We start from the raw sequence: 13876 nt of genomic DNA on the forward strand, positions 1-13876 counted from the left end.
CCGCGGCCCTGCTGGCCCGGCGCGCGGCCGGCCAGTGCGCCGGCCGCACCCGGATCCGCGCGCTGATCGCGGCGGGCTGGGTGGCGCTCGCCGACGAACGGCCGGAAATCGCGGCGGAGGCGGCCCGCCAGGCCGCGGGCGAGCCCGGCGCCCAGGCCTGCCGCCAGGTCTTCGCGGAGCTCCTGGAGCTGGAGGCCATGTGCACCCGCGAGACACGCGTACGGGACCGGCTCCTGGAAGACGCCCAGGCGATGTGGACCTCCGCCCGCCGCCCCCTGGCCGTGGCCCGGGTGGCCGCCGCCCGCGCCCTGCTGTCCGGCGACGGCGGGCCCCGGCTGCGCGAAGCGGTCGGGCTGCTGCGGCAGTTGGGCGTGCGTGAGCGGGCGGCGGACGCGGCGGGCCTGCTCAACCGGGCGACCGCGCCGCTGCGGCCCTCGGCGGCGGTGCAGGTCCTCGGCGGCTTCCGGGTGCTGCGCGACGGCACCCCGGTGGGGCCCGAGGAATGGCAGTCGAAGAAGGCGCGCGACCTGCTCAAACTCCTGGTCGCGCGGCGCGGGTTGCCGACCCCGAGAGAGGTCGTGGCCCAGGCGCTGTGGCCCGGCGAGGACCCGGCCCGGTGCGCCAACCGACTCTCGGTGGCGCTGTCGATCCTGCGTATGGTGCTCGACCCGGAACGGCGGCTGCCGCAGGACCACTTCATCGCCGCGGACAAGCACGTCATCGCCCTCGCCCGGCTCCGCGTCGACGTCCGGGACTTCCTGGGCGCCGCCCGGCACGCCCTGGCGGCGGCCGGGCGCTCCGGCGGCGACGCCTATGCCACGCTGGCGGACGCCGAACGGCTCTACCGGGGCGACGTGCTGGAGGACGAGCCGTACGCGGAATGGGCGGTCGCCCTGCGCGAGGAGGCCCAGGCCGTCCACTCGGAGCTGCTGGCCCGGCTCGCCACGGCGGCGGCCGAGCGCCGCGACCACCACGCCGAGGTCCACTACCGGCTGCGTCTGCTGGAGCGCGACCCGTACGACGAGGAGACCCATCTCGCCCTGATCGCGCTGCTCGCGGCGGCGGGCCGGCACGGCGAGGCCCGCCGCCGCCATCTGCTCTACGTCGAGCGGATGGCGGAGATCGATGTGGAGCCCGCCCCGTTCCCGCACCCGGACCGGCGCGCCGCGATCCCGGCGCGCCCGGCTCAGCGCGGCCGGGACTGATACAGCCGCGCGTGGTAGCGGCCCAGGCTCTCCAGCCCGGCCGGGTCGTGGCCCGCGAGCACGACCTGGCGCAGGGCGTGGTCGCGCTCGGCCGGACCGGTGAACAGCCGCTGCCGGTAGGCGCGCGCCGCGTCCGACGCGGTGACCAGGCCGTGGGCGGCGAGCGCCGCGGCGTACGGCGCGTACGAGACGGTGCGCAGCGCGAACGCGCTCACCCACACCGGCTGCCGCGCACAGCCGAGCAGCGCGTCGAAGGTGCGCGGGGTGATGTAGCCGATGCCTCCGGTGACCGTGATCAGCCCGGTGCGCGCCACCGCCCGGCGCAGCGGCTCGCTCGGCGCGGTGTGCTCCAGGTTCTCCGCGTACGCCTCGTCGAGCAGCCCCACCGCGAGCGCGTAGCCGACGGCGCGCTGGGCCGCGTCCAGTCCGGCCACCGGCCCGGCGTCGGCCCGGCGCCGCGAGGCGTAGAACGCCCGGTCGTACGCGATGAGTTCGGCCGTCGACAGGTCCGCCACCCTCGGCGAGGTGTAGTGCGCGTACAGCTCGGCGAGGGTGACGTGGTGGTTGAGCAGCGCCGCGTTGATCCCGTACGAGCAGCACAGGTCGAGCACGGTGACCGCGCCGCCCGGGCCGCAGGCCGCGGCGCGGGCGGCCCGGTCGTGCCGGAAGACCGCCTGGGCGTGGTGCGGGATCTCGTACTGGAGCGGGGCGAGCCGGCGGAAGTAGGCGCGGGGGTCCGGTGCGTCGTAGATCTCGTCGAAGCGCGTCTTGCCCGGCGAAGCGTGGCTCGGTCCTCGGCTCATGGGGCGTACCTCCGCGGGCAGGGTGGCCAGGGGTTGCGCGGATGAACCTCTATCGGACTCCTGGAGTGCGCCGGTAGGCCGCCCGGCCCGAACCGGCCATCGGGCAACGGGCGATGAGCGGCCCCACGTACGCTGTGATCACCATGAGTCTCTATGCGATCAGTGATCTGCACGTCGGCCACGCGGAGAACCGCGCGGTCCTCGACGCGTTGCGGCCGGACTCCCCGCAGGACTGGCTGATCGTCGCCGGGGACGTGGGGGAGAAGGCGGACGACGTGCTCCGGGCGATGGAGCTCCTCGCGGGCCGCTTCGCCACCGTCGTCTGGGCGCCGGGCAACCACGAGCTGTGGACACCGCCGGCCGACCCGGTGCGGCTGCGCGGCGAGGCCCGCTACACGTATCTGGTCGAGCGGATGCGTGACCTCGGCGTGGCCACGCCGGAGGACCCCTACCGCCAGTGGCCGGGCCCGGACGGGCCGGTCGTCGTCGCGCCCCTCTTCGTGCTGTACGACTACACGTTCCGCCCCGACGGCGCGCACACCAAGGAGGAGGCGCTGGCCGTCGCCCACGGCACCGGAGTGGTGTGCGTGGACGAGCGCCTGCTGCACCCGGACCCCTACCCGAGCCGCGACGCGTGGTGCCGGGCCCGGCTCGCGTACACCCGCGCGCGGCTCGACGAGGTCGACCCGGCGCTGGCGACCGTGCTGGTCAACCACTTCCCGCTGGTGCGCGAGCCCACCCGGATCCTGCGCCACCCGGAGTTCGCCCAGTGGTGCGGCACCGAGGCCACCGCCGACTGGCACGTGCGCTACCGGGCCGCCGCCGTCGTCTACGGACATCTGCACATCCCGCGCGCCATCGAGGTCGACGGGGTGCCGCACCTGGAGGTGTCGCTGGGCTATCCCCGGGAGTGGGGCAGCCGTGCGGCGCCGCCGCAGGGGCTGTGCCGGGTGCTGCCCGGGCCGTCCTCGGTGCCGCGGTGGTGAGCCGCGCGCTGCTCGACGGGCTGCTGCCGGCCGAGGTGGTGGTGGCGGAGCTGTTCGCCGACCCGCCGAAGGTCGAGCTGTTCCCGCAGGAGGCCGAGGTGGTGGCCAAGGCGGTCGACAAGCGCCGGCGGGAGTTCGCCACCGTACGGCTGTGCGCGCGCACCGCACTCGGCCGGCTCGGGCACCCGCCCGGCCCGATCCTGCCCGTGCGGGAGGGCCCGGCCTGGGCGCAGCGCGCCCCGCGCTGGCCGGAGGGCGTCGTCGGCAGCATGACCCACTGCGACGGCTACCGCGCCGCCGCCGTCGCCCCCGCCTCGGCCGTCGCCTCGGTCGGTGTGGACGCCGAGCCCAACGCGCCGGTCCCCGACGGGGTACGGACGATGGTCACCCTGCCGGAGGAGCGCGTCACCCTGGACCGGCTGACCCGGACGCATCCGGCGGTGGCCTGGGACCGGCTGCTGTTCAGCGCCAAGGAGAGCGTCTTCAAGGCGTGGTTCCCGCTGACCGGCCGGTGGCTGGACTTCGGCGACTGCGTGATCACCCCCGACCCCGAACTCGGCACGTTCACGGGCGCGTTGCGGGTGCCCGGGCCGGTGGTCGACGGCGTCCGGCACGATGTGTTCCGCGGCCGGTGGCGCACCGCGCAGGGGGAGGACGGGAGCCTGGTGGCCACCGCTGTGGTCGTGGGGCGGCAGCGCGCCGGGGAGTGAGCGCGGGGGCGTGCCGGGCCGGCGCGCCCCCGCGCCCGCCCCTCAGCCCGCGGTCGCCGCCGCGATGTGGTCGCGGATCTCCTGGGTGACGGTGGGCAGATGGGCGTCCAGGAAGAAGTGGCCGCCGCTGAGGACCCGCATCCGGAAGGACGCCGAGGTGTGCCGCTCCCACAGCGCCACGTCGTCGGGGTCCACCACCGGGTCCGCGTCGCCGCACAGGGCCACCACCGGACAGCCCAGCGACCGGCCCGGCTCGGGGCTGTACGTCTCCAGGGCGCGGTAGTCGCCGCGCAGCGCGGGCAGCACCATCCGCAACAGGGACTCCTCGGCCAGGAGCTGGGCGTCCGTGCCGGAGAGCTCCCGCAGATGGCGGACCAGTTCGTCGTCGTCCGCGAGGTGCAGTCGCCGGGAGAGCGGCACGGAGGGCGCCGAGCGGCCCGAGGCGAAGAGCCCGAGCGGGGACACCCCCTTCTCCTCCAGCCGCAGCGCGACCTCGTAGGCGACCGAGGAGCCCATGCTGTGGCCGAAGAGCGTCAGCGGCCGGTCGGTCCACGGCATCAGCTCCTCGGTGACGCGGTCGACGAGGGTGCGCATGTCCTCGATCGGGCGCTCGGCCAGCCGGTCCTGGCGCCCGGGGTACTGGAGCGCCAGCACGTCCACATCCGGCGACAGCGCCTTGGCGGCCGCGAAGAACGAGGTGGCCGAGCCGCCCGCGTGCGGGAAGAAGACCAGCCGGGTGGGGGCCTGCGGCGCCGGGCGGAAGCGCTTGATCCAGGGGCTCGCCGTCATCGCTTCGCCCCCACCCGGTGCTGGTGCACGCGCAGGTGCACGGTGGCCAGGTCGAGCAGCGGCGTGGGTACCGCGAGGGCGCGGGCGCGCTCGGTCAGGTCCCCGAAGACGTGCTCCACCTCGGTGGGGAAGCCGGACACCACGTCGCGGTACATGGAGGACGCGAAGGTGGAGCCCTCCTGGGTGACGAGCGAGGTGGTGAGCTCCCGTTCGCTCTCGGGAAGGGGGTAGCCCGCCGCGGCCGCCACCGCGGCTCCCTCGGCGAGGACGGCGGGGCCGATCGCGGAGCCGCCGGGCACGGCGATGACGTCGCCGACCTCGCCGCGCATCAGACAGGTCACGGTGGACAGCGTGGTGATGAACACCCACTTGTGCCACATCGAGGCGAGGATGTCGGGCGGCACGCTCGCGTCGATGCCCGCCCCGGCCAGCACGGCCCGGATCTCCTCGGTGCGGGCCGAGGGGCCGCCGTCCTGCTCGCCGAGGGCGAGGACGGCCAGCGGGGCCAGCCGGACGATGTCGCCCTCGTCGCTGAGCGTGGTGATGACCTTGGCCACCCCGCCCAGGACCGCCTCCTTGCCGAAGCGGGCGTTGAGCACGTCCAGCTGGCGTATGCCGTTGAGCAGCGGCACGATCGCGGTCCGCGGGCCGACCGCCGGAGCGAGGTCCTCGACGGCCTGCTCCAGGGCGGTCGACTTCACCGACAGCAGGACCAGGTCGTACGGTCCGGCGAGCTCGTCGGCGGTGACCAGCCGCGGGGTGAGCACCTCGTCCTCGCCCGAGCCGGTCAGCCGCAGGCCCCGCTCGCGCAGCGCGGCGGCGCGGCGTGGTCGCACCAGGAACGTGACGTCGCGTCCCGCGCGGGCGAGCAGGGCGCCGAAGTAGCCTCCGGTGGCTCCGGCGCCGACGACCAGGATCTTCATGGGCGTACACCTTTCGTCGTGAACATCGTGGTGCGAGAGGGGTGCTTGCCCGGCCGTGGGGTGTGCCAGCCGGGCATTTTCAGCCGCGCAGTGGGTGGAGCAGCCGGTGCGGGCGGCTCAGGGCCACCGTCACCGGGTCGTCGTCCTCGCTTCCCGGGCCGAGGCCCGGGCCCGGGGTGACGAGGATGTCGCGGACCTCGACGGGCAGCTCGCAGCGGGTGCACCGCCCGTCGGCGGCGATCGGCGCGTCGTCGGCGGCGTGCCGGTAGACGCGGCGCGGGCCCCCCTCGGCGTAGTGCTCGTCGCCCCAGCAGGTGAGCGCCCGCACCACCGGCCACAGCGTCACGCCCTTGGGCGTGAGTTCGTACACCTCGCGTCGCCCGGCGCCCGGCACCCTGGCGAGGACGTCCGCCTCGGTGAGGGTGGCCAGCCGGTCGGTGAGGACGGCCCGGGGGACCCCGAGATGGGCCGCGAAGTCGCCGAAGCGGCGCACCCCGTAGAAGGCGTCGCGCACGATCAGCAGCGTCCAGCGCTCCCCGACGATCTCCAGGGAGCGGGCCAGGGAGCAGGACAGGCCGGTGTAGTCGCGCGGCAGCGTCATGGCCCGACCCTAACCCGTGACGGTTCGGTGAGTGAACCAAAATCTTGAAGGACTTTCACCCGGTGATTACCTTGGTGTGGACCCCCGTGAGCGGCGCGTGTTCGACCTGGTGCACGATCTGGGGGTACGTGGGGAGCTACGCGCCGAATGTCATGACTGCCCGGCGTAGCAGCGTGAGGGGGATCGACCAGTGTTTCAAGTGGCCGACGGCCGTCGTGACGGGGTGGAGGGTGGCCGCGGCGACGCCGTCGAGGGGACCGGTGCGCCGAGCGTGCCGCCCGAGACGAGCGGCGGGGACCGTCCGCAGCGGGCCGAACTGCTGGTGCGTCCCGTCCGGTTCCTCGTGCGCACCCTGCGCGGCGAGTTCCAGGGCATCGTCATCGACCCCGTGCGCCAGCTGGTCCACCGAGGGCTGCGCGGCCTCTTCCTGGGCGTGCTCGCCTGTGTCGCGGTGACCGTCTTCCACGCCATCCATCTGACCCGGGCCGGTGCGGTGGTGGTGCGGCTGACCGGTGAGGTCAAGGCCGATCTGCCGCTGTGGCTGGCGCTGCTGCGCACCCCCATCTCGCTCTTCGTGCCGGCCCTGGACCTGCCCGTCTGGGCGGGCCTGACCCAGCTGTTCCTGGGCTTCGCGCTGGCCGAGCTGGCGCTGGGCCGGACCCGGACGCTGGTCATCGCGTACGTCACGACCCTGGCCGGGACGCTCAGCGCCCGGGTGATGATCGCGCTGGGCCCGGGCGCCTGGGGCGGGCTCGGGCTGCCCAAGGAGATCGGGCAGGTCCTGGACACCGGGCCGTCCGCGGCCGTGGTCGGCCTCTTCACCTATCTCTCGGTGGTCCGCCGGGCCCCGGTGGTGTTCGCGCTGACCGGGGGATCGATGCTGTTCGAGGCCATGGTGAAGCCGAACCTGGCCGGCCGCGAGCATCTGATCGCGGTGGGAATGGCGATCGTGCTGGGGCTGCTGCACGGGCGCGTCGACCTGGGCCCGGCCGCGCTGCGGCGCCGGTGGTGGCGGTGGCGCAACCGGCGCGCGATGGCGGCGGCCGAGGCCACCGTCTGAGCGCGTCAGCACTTCTACACAGAACGCCCGTAAGTTCTGTAGATATTGGATAACGGCTAAAACTTCGCATAAAGGCCAGATAAGAGCACACTGGAATCGCGACCGGATGTCGCATCGGGGCCACAAGACTTGCAGACAGCAAAAAGGAGGCGAGTCACATGGCCGACGTCTCTCACCACCGACCAGGTGACATATCCGGGCACCCTGACGTACCGGAGATGCGCGACAGGTACGCGGCGATGCTGGAGACCCGAGGAGTCGCGGCGGTCGAGGAGCTGGTGATCCTCGCCGGGATCTACGCGGCCATCTCCGGCTGGACCGTGCACTTCTCCGGCGCGCTGCCGACGCTCGCCCTGACGAACCTGATCGTCGGCATCGCTCTCGCGGTCGTGGGCCTGTGCATGTCCATCGCCCCGGAGCGGTCGCAGGACCTGAACTTCGTGGCCCTGCTGTTGGGCGCCTGGCTGATCGTCGCTCCGTGGGTGGTCGCCCGCCACCCCGGTACCGGAGCAGTCCTGAGCAACATCATCACCGGTGGCGCGGTGTGTCTGTTCGCGCTGGTCGCGGGCGGCATGCTGATGAGCAAGAACAGAAGGGCCACCTGACCGCGGCGGCTGCCCGCACAGCCGCCCGCCCCGGGGCCCCCGCCCGCGCGAGCCGCGGCCGGGGGCCCGCGCGGCTCGTCCGCAGAGCCGCTTTCCCTATCGGCTGATCGTCCGCGCCCCGTACGGGACTTCCGTCAACTCCCTTGGCGCACCGAGGCACTGGGGTCGCGGGGCGATGTGAGCGAGAGCGGGGCGCGCCCCCTATCGTGGACGCATGTCTACCGCCGAGTTGATCCGGATCGTCTCCCGTGACTCGCCCATGGCGCTCGCGCAAGTGGAACGCGTACGTGCCGAACTCGCGGCCCTGCACCCGGGGGTGGCCACCGAGGTCGTCCCGGTCAAGACGACCGGCGACAAATGGATGGGCGACCTCTCGCTGGTCGAGGGCAAGGGCGCGTTCACCAAGGAGGTGGACGCGGCGCTGCTCGCGGGCGAGGCCGACCTCGCCGTGCACTGCGTCAAGGACGTTCCGGCCGACCGCCCGCTGCCCGCCGGAACCGTCTTCGCCGCCTTCCTCGCACGTGACGACATTCGCGACGCCCTCATCCACCCCGGCGGCCTCACCCTCGACGAACTGCCCGAGGGCACCCGCATCGGCACCTCCTCCGTGCGCCGCATCGCCCAACTGGCCGCCTCCCACCCGCAGCTGACCTGCGTCCCGATGCGCGGCAACGCCAACCGCCGGCTGGAGAAGCTGGCGGCGGGCGACGCGGACGCCCTGCTGCTCGCCGCCTCGGGCCTGGAGCGCATCGGGCGAACCGACGTGATCAGCGAGGTGCTCTCGCCGGAGGTGATGTGCCCGCCGATCGGCGCGGGCATCCTGGCCCTCCAGTGCCGCGAGGGCGACACCGCACTGATCGACCTGGTCAGTGACCTGGGCGACCCCGACGCCCACCGCGAGGCGACCGCCGAGCGGATGTTCCTCCACGTCCTCCAGGGCCACTGCAACAGCCCGATCGCCGGCTACGCGAGAGCCGCCCGCAACGGCGACCTCTCGCTGCGGGCCTGTGTGTTCACCCCCGACGGAAAGACGGTCCTCAACGCCCACGAGTGGGCAGGTCCGCTGGACCCGGCCACCCTCGGCACCTCGGTCGCGGTCACCCTGCTGCGCCAGGGCGCCCGCGAACTGATCGACTCGATCGCCCACTGAGCCACACCGGTACGCCGGTACGCCGGTACGCCGGTGCACCAGTACGCCGGTACGCCGCGAGCCCGGGTGCCTAAGCCTTTCGACCGAGGAGAAGCGCGACCCCGGACCGATCCGCCGAAGATCACCGCCGACTAGCATGTCCTTCAGCTCGCCGGCTTCGTCGTCGATGCCCAGTCCATCGGCGAAGCCGGCGAGAGCATAGGTTCAGTGGGACAGATACGCGACTGGACCGGAGGACGTCAGCACATGCTCACCCGTACCGATGAGGTCGAATCACTCATGTCCCGGTTCCCGGGAGTGCCCCGGGAAGCCGTGATCAAGGAAGATCTGCTGCGCGGAGGGGTGGCCTTCGACGACTCGGCCCTCAGCGACAACGAGTCCGGAGAGGTCAAGCCGAAGTCGTACTTCATCTTCTCCTTCGACCACCGCACCCTGCCGGAGCTCGGCGCCGCCGCACTGCGCCGCCCGCCGGAGGAGATCGTGCTGACCGGAGGCCCGTACGAGCTGCGCCGCACGGTCGTGTCGGTGCGGGTCAACCCGGCCTCCCCGTACCGGGTCGCCGCCGACGACCACGGCATGCTCGGCCTGTATCTGGACGGCAAGCGGATCTCCGACGTGGGGCTGCCGCCGATGCCGGAGTACTACCGGCACAAGCTGTCCAACGGCAAGTCCGTGATGGAGGTGGCCCCGACGATCCAGTGGGGCTATCTGATCTATCTGACCGTCTTCCGGGTCTGCCAGTACTTCGGCGCCAAGCAGGAGTGCCAGTACTGCGACATCAACCACAACTGGCGCCAGCACAAGGCGGCCGGACGCCCCTACACGGGCGTCAAGCCGGTCGAGGAGATCCTGGAGGCGCTGGAGATCATCGACCGGTACGACACCGCCAAGGCCTCGACCGCGTACACCCTCACCGGCGGGGCGATCACCTCGCACGTCGGCGGGCGCGACGAGGCCGACTTCTACGGGATGTACGCCAAGGCGATCGAGGAGCGCTTCCCCGGCCGCTGGACCGGCAAGGTCGTCGCCCAGGCGCTGCCCAAGGAGGACGTCCAGCGCTTCCACGACTACGGCGTACGGATCTACCACCCCAACTACGAGGTGTGGGACCGGCGGCTGTTCGAGCTGTACTGCCCGGGCAAGGAGGAGTACGTCGGCCGGGACGAGTGGCACCGGCGGATCCTCGACTCGGCGGAGATCTTCGGCCCGCGCAATGTGATCCCGAACTTCGTGGCGGGCGTGGAGATGGCCGAGCCCTTCGGCTTCACCACCGTCGACGAGGCGATCGACTCCACCGTCGAGGGGCTGCACTACTTCATGTCGCGCGGGATCACCCCGCGCTTCACGACCTGGTGCCCCGAGCCGACCACCCCGCTGGGCAAGGCCAACCCGCAGGGCGCGCCGCTGGAGTACCACATCCGCCTGCTGGAGGCGTACCGCGCGACGATGGACGAGTACGGCCTGACCTCGCCGCCCGGATACGGGCCGGCCGGGCCCGGGAACGCGGTCTTCTCGGTGAGCTCCTTCATGGACAGCCTGACGGTCTGACTATGGTTTATCATTCATCTATACGCGGGCCGCGCTGAGCCGCCCGCCCCTGAACGAGCCCCGGCAGGTCTCCCCCGTCCTGCCGGGGCTCTTTGCAGTCCTGACCTGCACCGGAGCGTCGTTTCCGGGCTGCCTGTGTTGCGCGTTCACCCGGATGGGGTCACGCTGATTGCGTTCCCTCTGTATCCGAGTGACTACATTCCGCTTTCTCGGGGCTGTCATTGTCGAAGCGGCAGCCGGTTCGCCGGCCGTCCTGATGAGGAGCGCAGTCGTGAGCGTGGTCGTGGAAGTCAACCGTCAGTACGTCCTGGATCTGGAAGCCACCCCCGAACGGGTGCCGCAGATCCGCCGGATAGTCGCCGCACACCTTCGCTACTGGAAGCTGGAAGGTCTGATCCAGCCGGTCAGCCTCGGTGTGTGCGAGCTGCTCACCAATGTGTTCCGGCACGCCGAGGGCGACAAGCACTGCACGCTCGAACTGCGCTGGACCGGCCGCCGGCTGACCGCGGCCGTGCTCGACCGCGACCCCCGCCTGCCGGTCCTCGGCGGCGGCGAGCCGCTGGCGACGCACGGCCGGGGCCTGGCCCTGGTGGCCTCGCTCAGCGACAGCTGGGGCACCCACCCCACCGCCGAGGGCAAGGTCGTCTGGTTCACGCTGCGGGCGGACGCGCCCGACGCGCAGGCGCTGGTGCGGGTGCGCCCCCTGCGGGCCCTGTCCGCGGCGCAGCGCACGCCCGACCCGGTGCCGGACCTCCCGCCGGTGCCGCTGGAGCGGGAGCCGGCCCCGATCGGATAGCCGGCGTACGGCGGCAGGACACCTCGGGCGCCCTGGCTCATGGCACTTCGCGCAGGAACAGGGCGCCACAGGTGTGGCAGAACGGCCGCGCCTGCTCGGTCCCCCAGGCGTCGGCGGGCAGCTGGGGGCGGGTCATGTCGAGTGTCCGGCCGCACATGGACACCTCCTGGCCGGCACGGACCATGTGCCACTCCTTGAGCGTGTCCCCGGGCGCGGTCATCTCGGCGACGATGTGGTGTTCCATCGTGTGCTGCTCCTTCGTCTGGGCCCGTGGGCGCCGGGCGGGCCGGGTGCGGCGAGCGCGGCACCGTCCCCACTCTGCCGCCCGCCCCGGGTGCGCGCACGTCCGGCCGCCCGAGCGGGCACGGCCGGGGGGCCGGACCATGACCCGCGAATGAAATCGAATCGAAACCTTTCTATTCAAGATTCAATGTTCTCGTAGCTTTAGAAAGCAAAGCAGAGGCGGCTTTGCGCCTTCTTCTCTCTGGGGTTTCATCTGCCCGGCCGATCGTTCGGGTGGCCCTGGCCTGCAACTTCGTGCGATCGACGGGTCGCTGAGTGTGACCGGATTCGTATACGGCGGTCTGCGGCACGCCCGGACGTGGACAAGACTCTGGCTCGTTCATCCGTCCCTGAATGACAGGAGTGTTCGATATGCGTAAGACGCTTGGGCGTACGACTCTGGTGGCCGCGCTGGCCCTCGCCGGCGCTGCGGTCGCCGTTCCGGGTGCGGCCGGCGCCGATCAGCACGACACCCGGGGTGCCGCGATGAGCCTCTACCCGCCGTCCGCGCTCGTCCTGACCGTGGCGCCGGGCACCGGCGACGACGGGGCGTCCGTCCTGCGCGCGGTGACGCTCACCTGTACGCCCACCCCCTCCGGCACGCACCCCGACCCGAAGGGGGCCTGCCAGGAGCTGAAGCACAACCAGGGCAACTTCGCCGCGATCACGGCCGGCCCGCCGGCCGGCGTGGTGTGTACCAAGGAGTGGAAGCCGATGACCGTCACGGCCGACGGTGTCTGGGACGGCCAGCGCGTCTCGTACAAGCACACCTTCGGCAACCCCTGCCTCAAGCAGGCGGCCCAGGGCGTCCTCTTCGAGTTCTGACCCGGCCGACGAGCGAGCACACCTCGTCGCACGCGCGACAGCGCCCCCGAACCAGAGGCGGGGCACCCCGAGCGGGGTGCCCCGCCTCCGCGCTGCGCGGCGCGGGCGGGTGGCGGAGAATGGGGGCGGTCGGAGGTGGCGATGGATCCGGTGACGGCGTTGAGGCGGATCGCGTTCCTGCTGGAGCGCACCCGGGCCCCCACGTACCGCGTCAAGGCGTTCCGTACGGCCGCCGACACGGTCGTGGGCATGGCGGACGGCGAGGTCGAGAAGCGGGTGGCCGCCGGGTCGCTGGAGTCGGTGCGCGGCATCGGCCCCAAGACGGCACAGGTCGTGCGCGAGGCGCTGGCGGGAGAAGTGCCGCAGTATCTGCGGCGGTTGGAGGAGGAAGGAGCCTCCGCGCCGCTGGCCGAGGGCGGCGGGCAACTGCTCGCGGCCCTGCGCGGCGACTGCCATCTGCACTCCGACTGGTCCGACGGCGGCAGCCCCATCGAGGAGATGGGGTGGGCGGCGGCCGAGCTCGGCCACGAGTGGGCGGTGCTCACCGACCACTCGCCCCGCCTCACCGTGGCCAACGGCCTGTCCCCGGAACGGCTGCGCAGACAGCTGGAGGTGGTGGCGGAGGCGAACGAGCGCTGGGCGCCGTTCAGGCTGCTCACCGGCATCGAGTGCGACATCCTGGAGGACGGCTCACTCGACCAGGAGGAGGAACTCCTGGAACAGCTCGACGTGGTGGTGGTGTCGGTCCACTCCAAGCTGCGCATGGAGGCGCCCGCGATGACCCGGCGCATGGTCGCCGCCGTGCGCAACCCGCACGCCGACGTCCTCGGGCACTGCACCGGCCGGCTGGTCACCGGGGGCCGGGGCCAACGGCCCGAGTCGGAGTTCGACGCCGACGAGGTCTTCGCCGCCTGCGCCGAGTCGGACACCGCCGTCGAGATCAACAGCCGGCCCGAACGCCTGGACCCGCCGCGTCGGCTGCTGCGGCGCGCGGTCGACGCCGGTGTGCTGTTCTCCCTGGACACCGACGCCCACGCGCCCGGGCAACTGGACTGGCAGGTCTACGGCTGTGTACGGGCCGAGGAGTGCGGGGTCCCGGCCGAGCGGATCATCACGACCTGGACGGAAGCCGAACTGCTGGCGTGGACGCGCGAGGGCCGCACGCCGACGCGCGCTTGACGCCTCGACCGCCTCGAAGCCCCGGCATCGGCTTCTCGGGTGAGGCTCGGACGTGGCCGTGTCCATCGGCCGCTCCGGCCGGTTGTCAGGGCGTGATCTCAACACGACGTATCGCCACAGTCCTCGCCCTCGCCGCCGGAGTCTCCGGGCTCGGCGCCACCGCGGCGAGCGCCGCGGGCCCGGCCGGGGTCAAGCCCGCCGGAGTCTCCCCGGTCGCCACGCTCGACGGGCTCGTGACGGGCTCCGTCCCGGCGGACCAGCGCGACCAGATCCCCCGTGTGGGGCCCCAGCTCGCCCAGCTGAACAAGCTGAACGACCTCAACCAGCTCCACCAGGTCACCGACCCGGTGGCCCCCTTGACCGGCCTGCTGCCCGGCCTGGGGTAGCGGACACGTAAGGAGCGGGGGCGCCCGG

At 72.7% G+C, this 13876-nt stretch carries 16 protein-coding genes; 11 read left to right on the forward strand and 5 right to left on the reverse strand.

The genetic code is table 11. The annotated features are described in order from the left end of the window. On the forward strand, nt 1-1205 hold a 1205-nt coding region (locus ABD236_RS05995), incomplete at its 5' end, for an AfsR/SARP family transcriptional regulator (protein WP_344070888.1). Here the strand turns inward: ABD236_RS05995 and ABD236_RS06000 are convergent. Beyond that, complete coding sequence (locus ABD236_RS06000; protein WP_344070890.1) at nt 1187-2008, reverse strand: hypothetical protein; 822 nt, start codon at nt 2006-2008, stop codon at nt 1187-1189. The two genes, ABD236_RS05995 and ABD236_RS06000, sit on opposite strands and share 19 nt — an antisense overlap. A 143-nt stretch (nt 2009-2151) precedes the next feature. Here ABD236_RS06000 and ABD236_RS06005 point away from each other — a divergent pair, with 143 nt between their 5' ends. Next, entirely contained in the window at nt 2152-2994 is an 843-nt protein-coding gene (locus ABD236_RS06005; protein WP_344070892.1) for a metallophosphoesterase family protein, read from the forward strand. Nucleotides 2995-3002: 8 nt separating this feature from the next. After that, complete coding sequence (locus ABD236_RS06010) at nt 3003-3704, forward strand: 4'-phosphopantetheinyl transferase family protein (RefSeq protein ID WP_344071234.1); 702 nt, start codon at nt 3003-3005, stop codon at nt 3702-3704. A 42-nt stretch (nt 3705-3746) separates the two neighbouring features. On the opposite strand, the gene ABD236_RS06015 is transcribed toward ABD236_RS06010, so the two are convergent. The 3 genes from ABD236_RS06015 to ABD236_RS06025 form a co-directional block, all read right to left on the reverse strand. Further along, nucleotides 3747-4493, reverse strand: coding sequence for a thioesterase II family protein (locus tag ABD236_RS06015; protein WP_344070894.1), 747 nt, complete (start codon nt 4491-4493; stop codon nt 3747-3749). Continuing rightward, nucleotides 4490-5416 carry a ketopantoate reductase family protein gene (locus tag ABD236_RS06020; protein WP_344070896.1) on the reverse strand — a complete coding sequence of 309 codons (927 nt, stop codon included), beginning with the start codon at nt 5414-5416 and terminating at the stop codon, nt 4490-4492. Before ABD236_RS06020 ends, ABD236_RS06015 begins: the two co-directional genes overlap by 4 nt. A gap of 79 nt (nt 5417-5495) precedes the next feature. Beyond that, complete coding sequence (locus ABD236_RS06025; protein ID WP_344070899.1) at nt 5496-6017, reverse strand: winged helix-turn-helix transcriptional regulator; 522 nt, start codon at nt 6015-6017, stop codon at nt 5496-5498. A gap of 316 nt (nt 6018-6333) precedes the next feature. Between ABD236_RS06025 and ABD236_RS06030 the strand changes: the two genes are divergently transcribed. From ABD236_RS06030 to ABD236_RS06050, 5 genes are all read left to right on the forward strand, one after another. Then, on the forward strand, nt 6334-7077 hold the full coding sequence (locus tag ABD236_RS06030) for a hypothetical protein (RefSeq protein WP_344071236.1): 744 nt from the start codon (nt 6334-6336) through the stop codon (nt 7075-7077). A gap of 158 nt (nt 7078-7235) precedes the next feature. Next, on the forward strand, nt 7236-7682 hold the full coding sequence (locus ABD236_RS06035; protein WP_344070902.1) for an SPW repeat protein: 447 nt from the start codon (nt 7236-7238) through the stop codon (nt 7680-7682). A 214-nt stretch (nt 7683-7896) separates the two neighbouring features. Beyond that, the gene (gene hemC, locus ABD236_RS06040) at nt 7897-8832 is read left to right on the forward strand and encodes a hydroxymethylbilane synthase (protein ID WP_344070904.1); all 936 of its coding nucleotides are present in this window, start codon (nt 7897-7899) and stop codon (nt 8830-8832) included. 246 nt (nt 8833-9078) lie between these two features. Next, entirely contained in the window at nt 9079-10380 is a 1302-nt protein-coding gene (locus ABD236_RS06045; protein ID WP_344070906.1) for a radical SAM protein, read from the forward strand. A gap of 271 nt (nt 10381-10651) precedes the next feature. Continuing rightward, nucleotides 10652-11176: an ATP-binding protein gene (locus ABD236_RS06050; RefSeq protein WP_344070908.1), complete on the forward strand. Its 525-nt coding sequence runs from the start codon at nt 10652-10654 to the stop codon at nt 11174-11176. Nucleotides 11177-11213: 37 nt separating this feature from the next. Here the strand turns inward: ABD236_RS06050 and ABD236_RS06055 are convergent, their stop codons facing one another. Further along, nucleotides 11214-11420, reverse strand: a complete 207-nt coding sequence (locus ABD236_RS06055; RefSeq protein ID WP_344070910.1) for a hypothetical protein — start codon at nt 11418-11420, stop codon at nt 11214-11216. Nucleotides 11421-11830: 410 nt separating this feature from the next. On the opposite strand from ABD236_RS06055, the gene ABD236_RS06060 reads away from it, so the two are divergent. From ABD236_RS06060 to ABD236_RS06070, 3 genes are all read left to right on the forward strand, one after another. Beyond that, nucleotides 11831-12283 carry a subtilase-type protease inhibitor gene (locus ABD236_RS06060; protein WP_344070912.1) on the forward strand — a complete coding sequence of 151 codons (453 nt, stop codon included), beginning with the start codon at nt 11831-11833 and terminating at the stop codon, nt 12281-12283. Nucleotides 12284-12424: 141 nt separating this feature from the next. Further along, on the forward strand, nt 12425-13462 hold the full coding sequence (locus ABD236_RS06065; protein ID WP_344070914.1) for a PHP domain-containing protein: 1038 nt from the start codon (nt 12425-12427) through the stop codon (nt 13460-13462). A 92-nt stretch (nt 13463-13554) separates the two neighbouring features. Then, complete coding sequence (locus ABD236_RS06070) at nt 13555-13848, forward strand: hypothetical protein (protein ID WP_344070917.1); 294 nt, start codon at nt 13555-13557, stop codon at nt 13846-13848. Nucleotides 13849-13876: the final 28 nt, after the last annotated feature.

The sequence above is a fragment of the Streptomyces crystallinus genome (assembly GCF_039521265.1).
GTDB classification, from domain to species: domain Bacteria; phylum Actinomycetota; class Actinomycetes; order Streptomycetales; family Streptomycetaceae; genus Streptomyces; species Streptomyces crystallinus.

Coding starts and splice junctions, on each gene's coding strand:
- ABD236_RS06000 (WP_344070890.1), bottom strand. CDS start 2,008: ATGAGCCGAGGACCGAGCCACGCTTCGCCGGGCAAGACGCGCTTCGAC.
- ABD236_RS06005 (WP_344070892.1), top strand. CDS start 2,152: ATGAGTCTCTATGCGATCAGTGATCTGCACGTCGGCCACGCGGAGAAC.
- ABD236_RS06015 (WP_344070894.1), bottom strand. CDS start 4,493: ATGACGGCGAGCCCCTGGATCAAGCGCTTCCGCCCGGCGCCGCAGGCC.
- ABD236_RS06020 (WP_344070896.1), bottom strand. CDS start 5,416: ATGAAGATCCTGGTCGTCGGCGCCGGAGCCACCGGAGGCTACTTCGGC.
- ABD236_RS06025 (WP_344070899.1), bottom strand. CDS start 6,017: ATGACGCTGCCGCGCGACTACACCGGCCTGTCCTGCTCCCTGGCCCGC.
- ABD236_RS06035 (WP_344070902.1), top strand. CDS start 7,236: ATGGCCGACGTCTCTCACCACCGACCAGGTGACATATCCGGGCACCCT.
- hemC (WP_344070904.1), top strand. CDS start 7,897: ATGTCTACCGCCGAGTTGATCCGGATCGTCTCCCGTGACTCGCCCATG.
- ABD236_RS06045 (WP_344070906.1), top strand. CDS start 9,079: ATGCTCACCCGTACCGATGAGGTCGAATCACTCATGTCCCGGTTCCCG.
- ABD236_RS06055 (WP_344070910.1), bottom strand. CDS start 11,420: ATGGAACACCACATCGTCGCCGAGATGACCGCGCCCGGGGACACGCTC.
- ABD236_RS06060 (WP_344070912.1), top strand. CDS start 11,831: ATGCGTAAGACGCTTGGGCGTACGACTCTGGTGGCCGCGCTGGCCCTC.
- ABD236_RS06065 (WP_344070914.1), top strand. CDS start 12,425: ATGGATCCGGTGACGGCGTTGAGGCGGATCGCGTTCCTGCTGGAGCGC.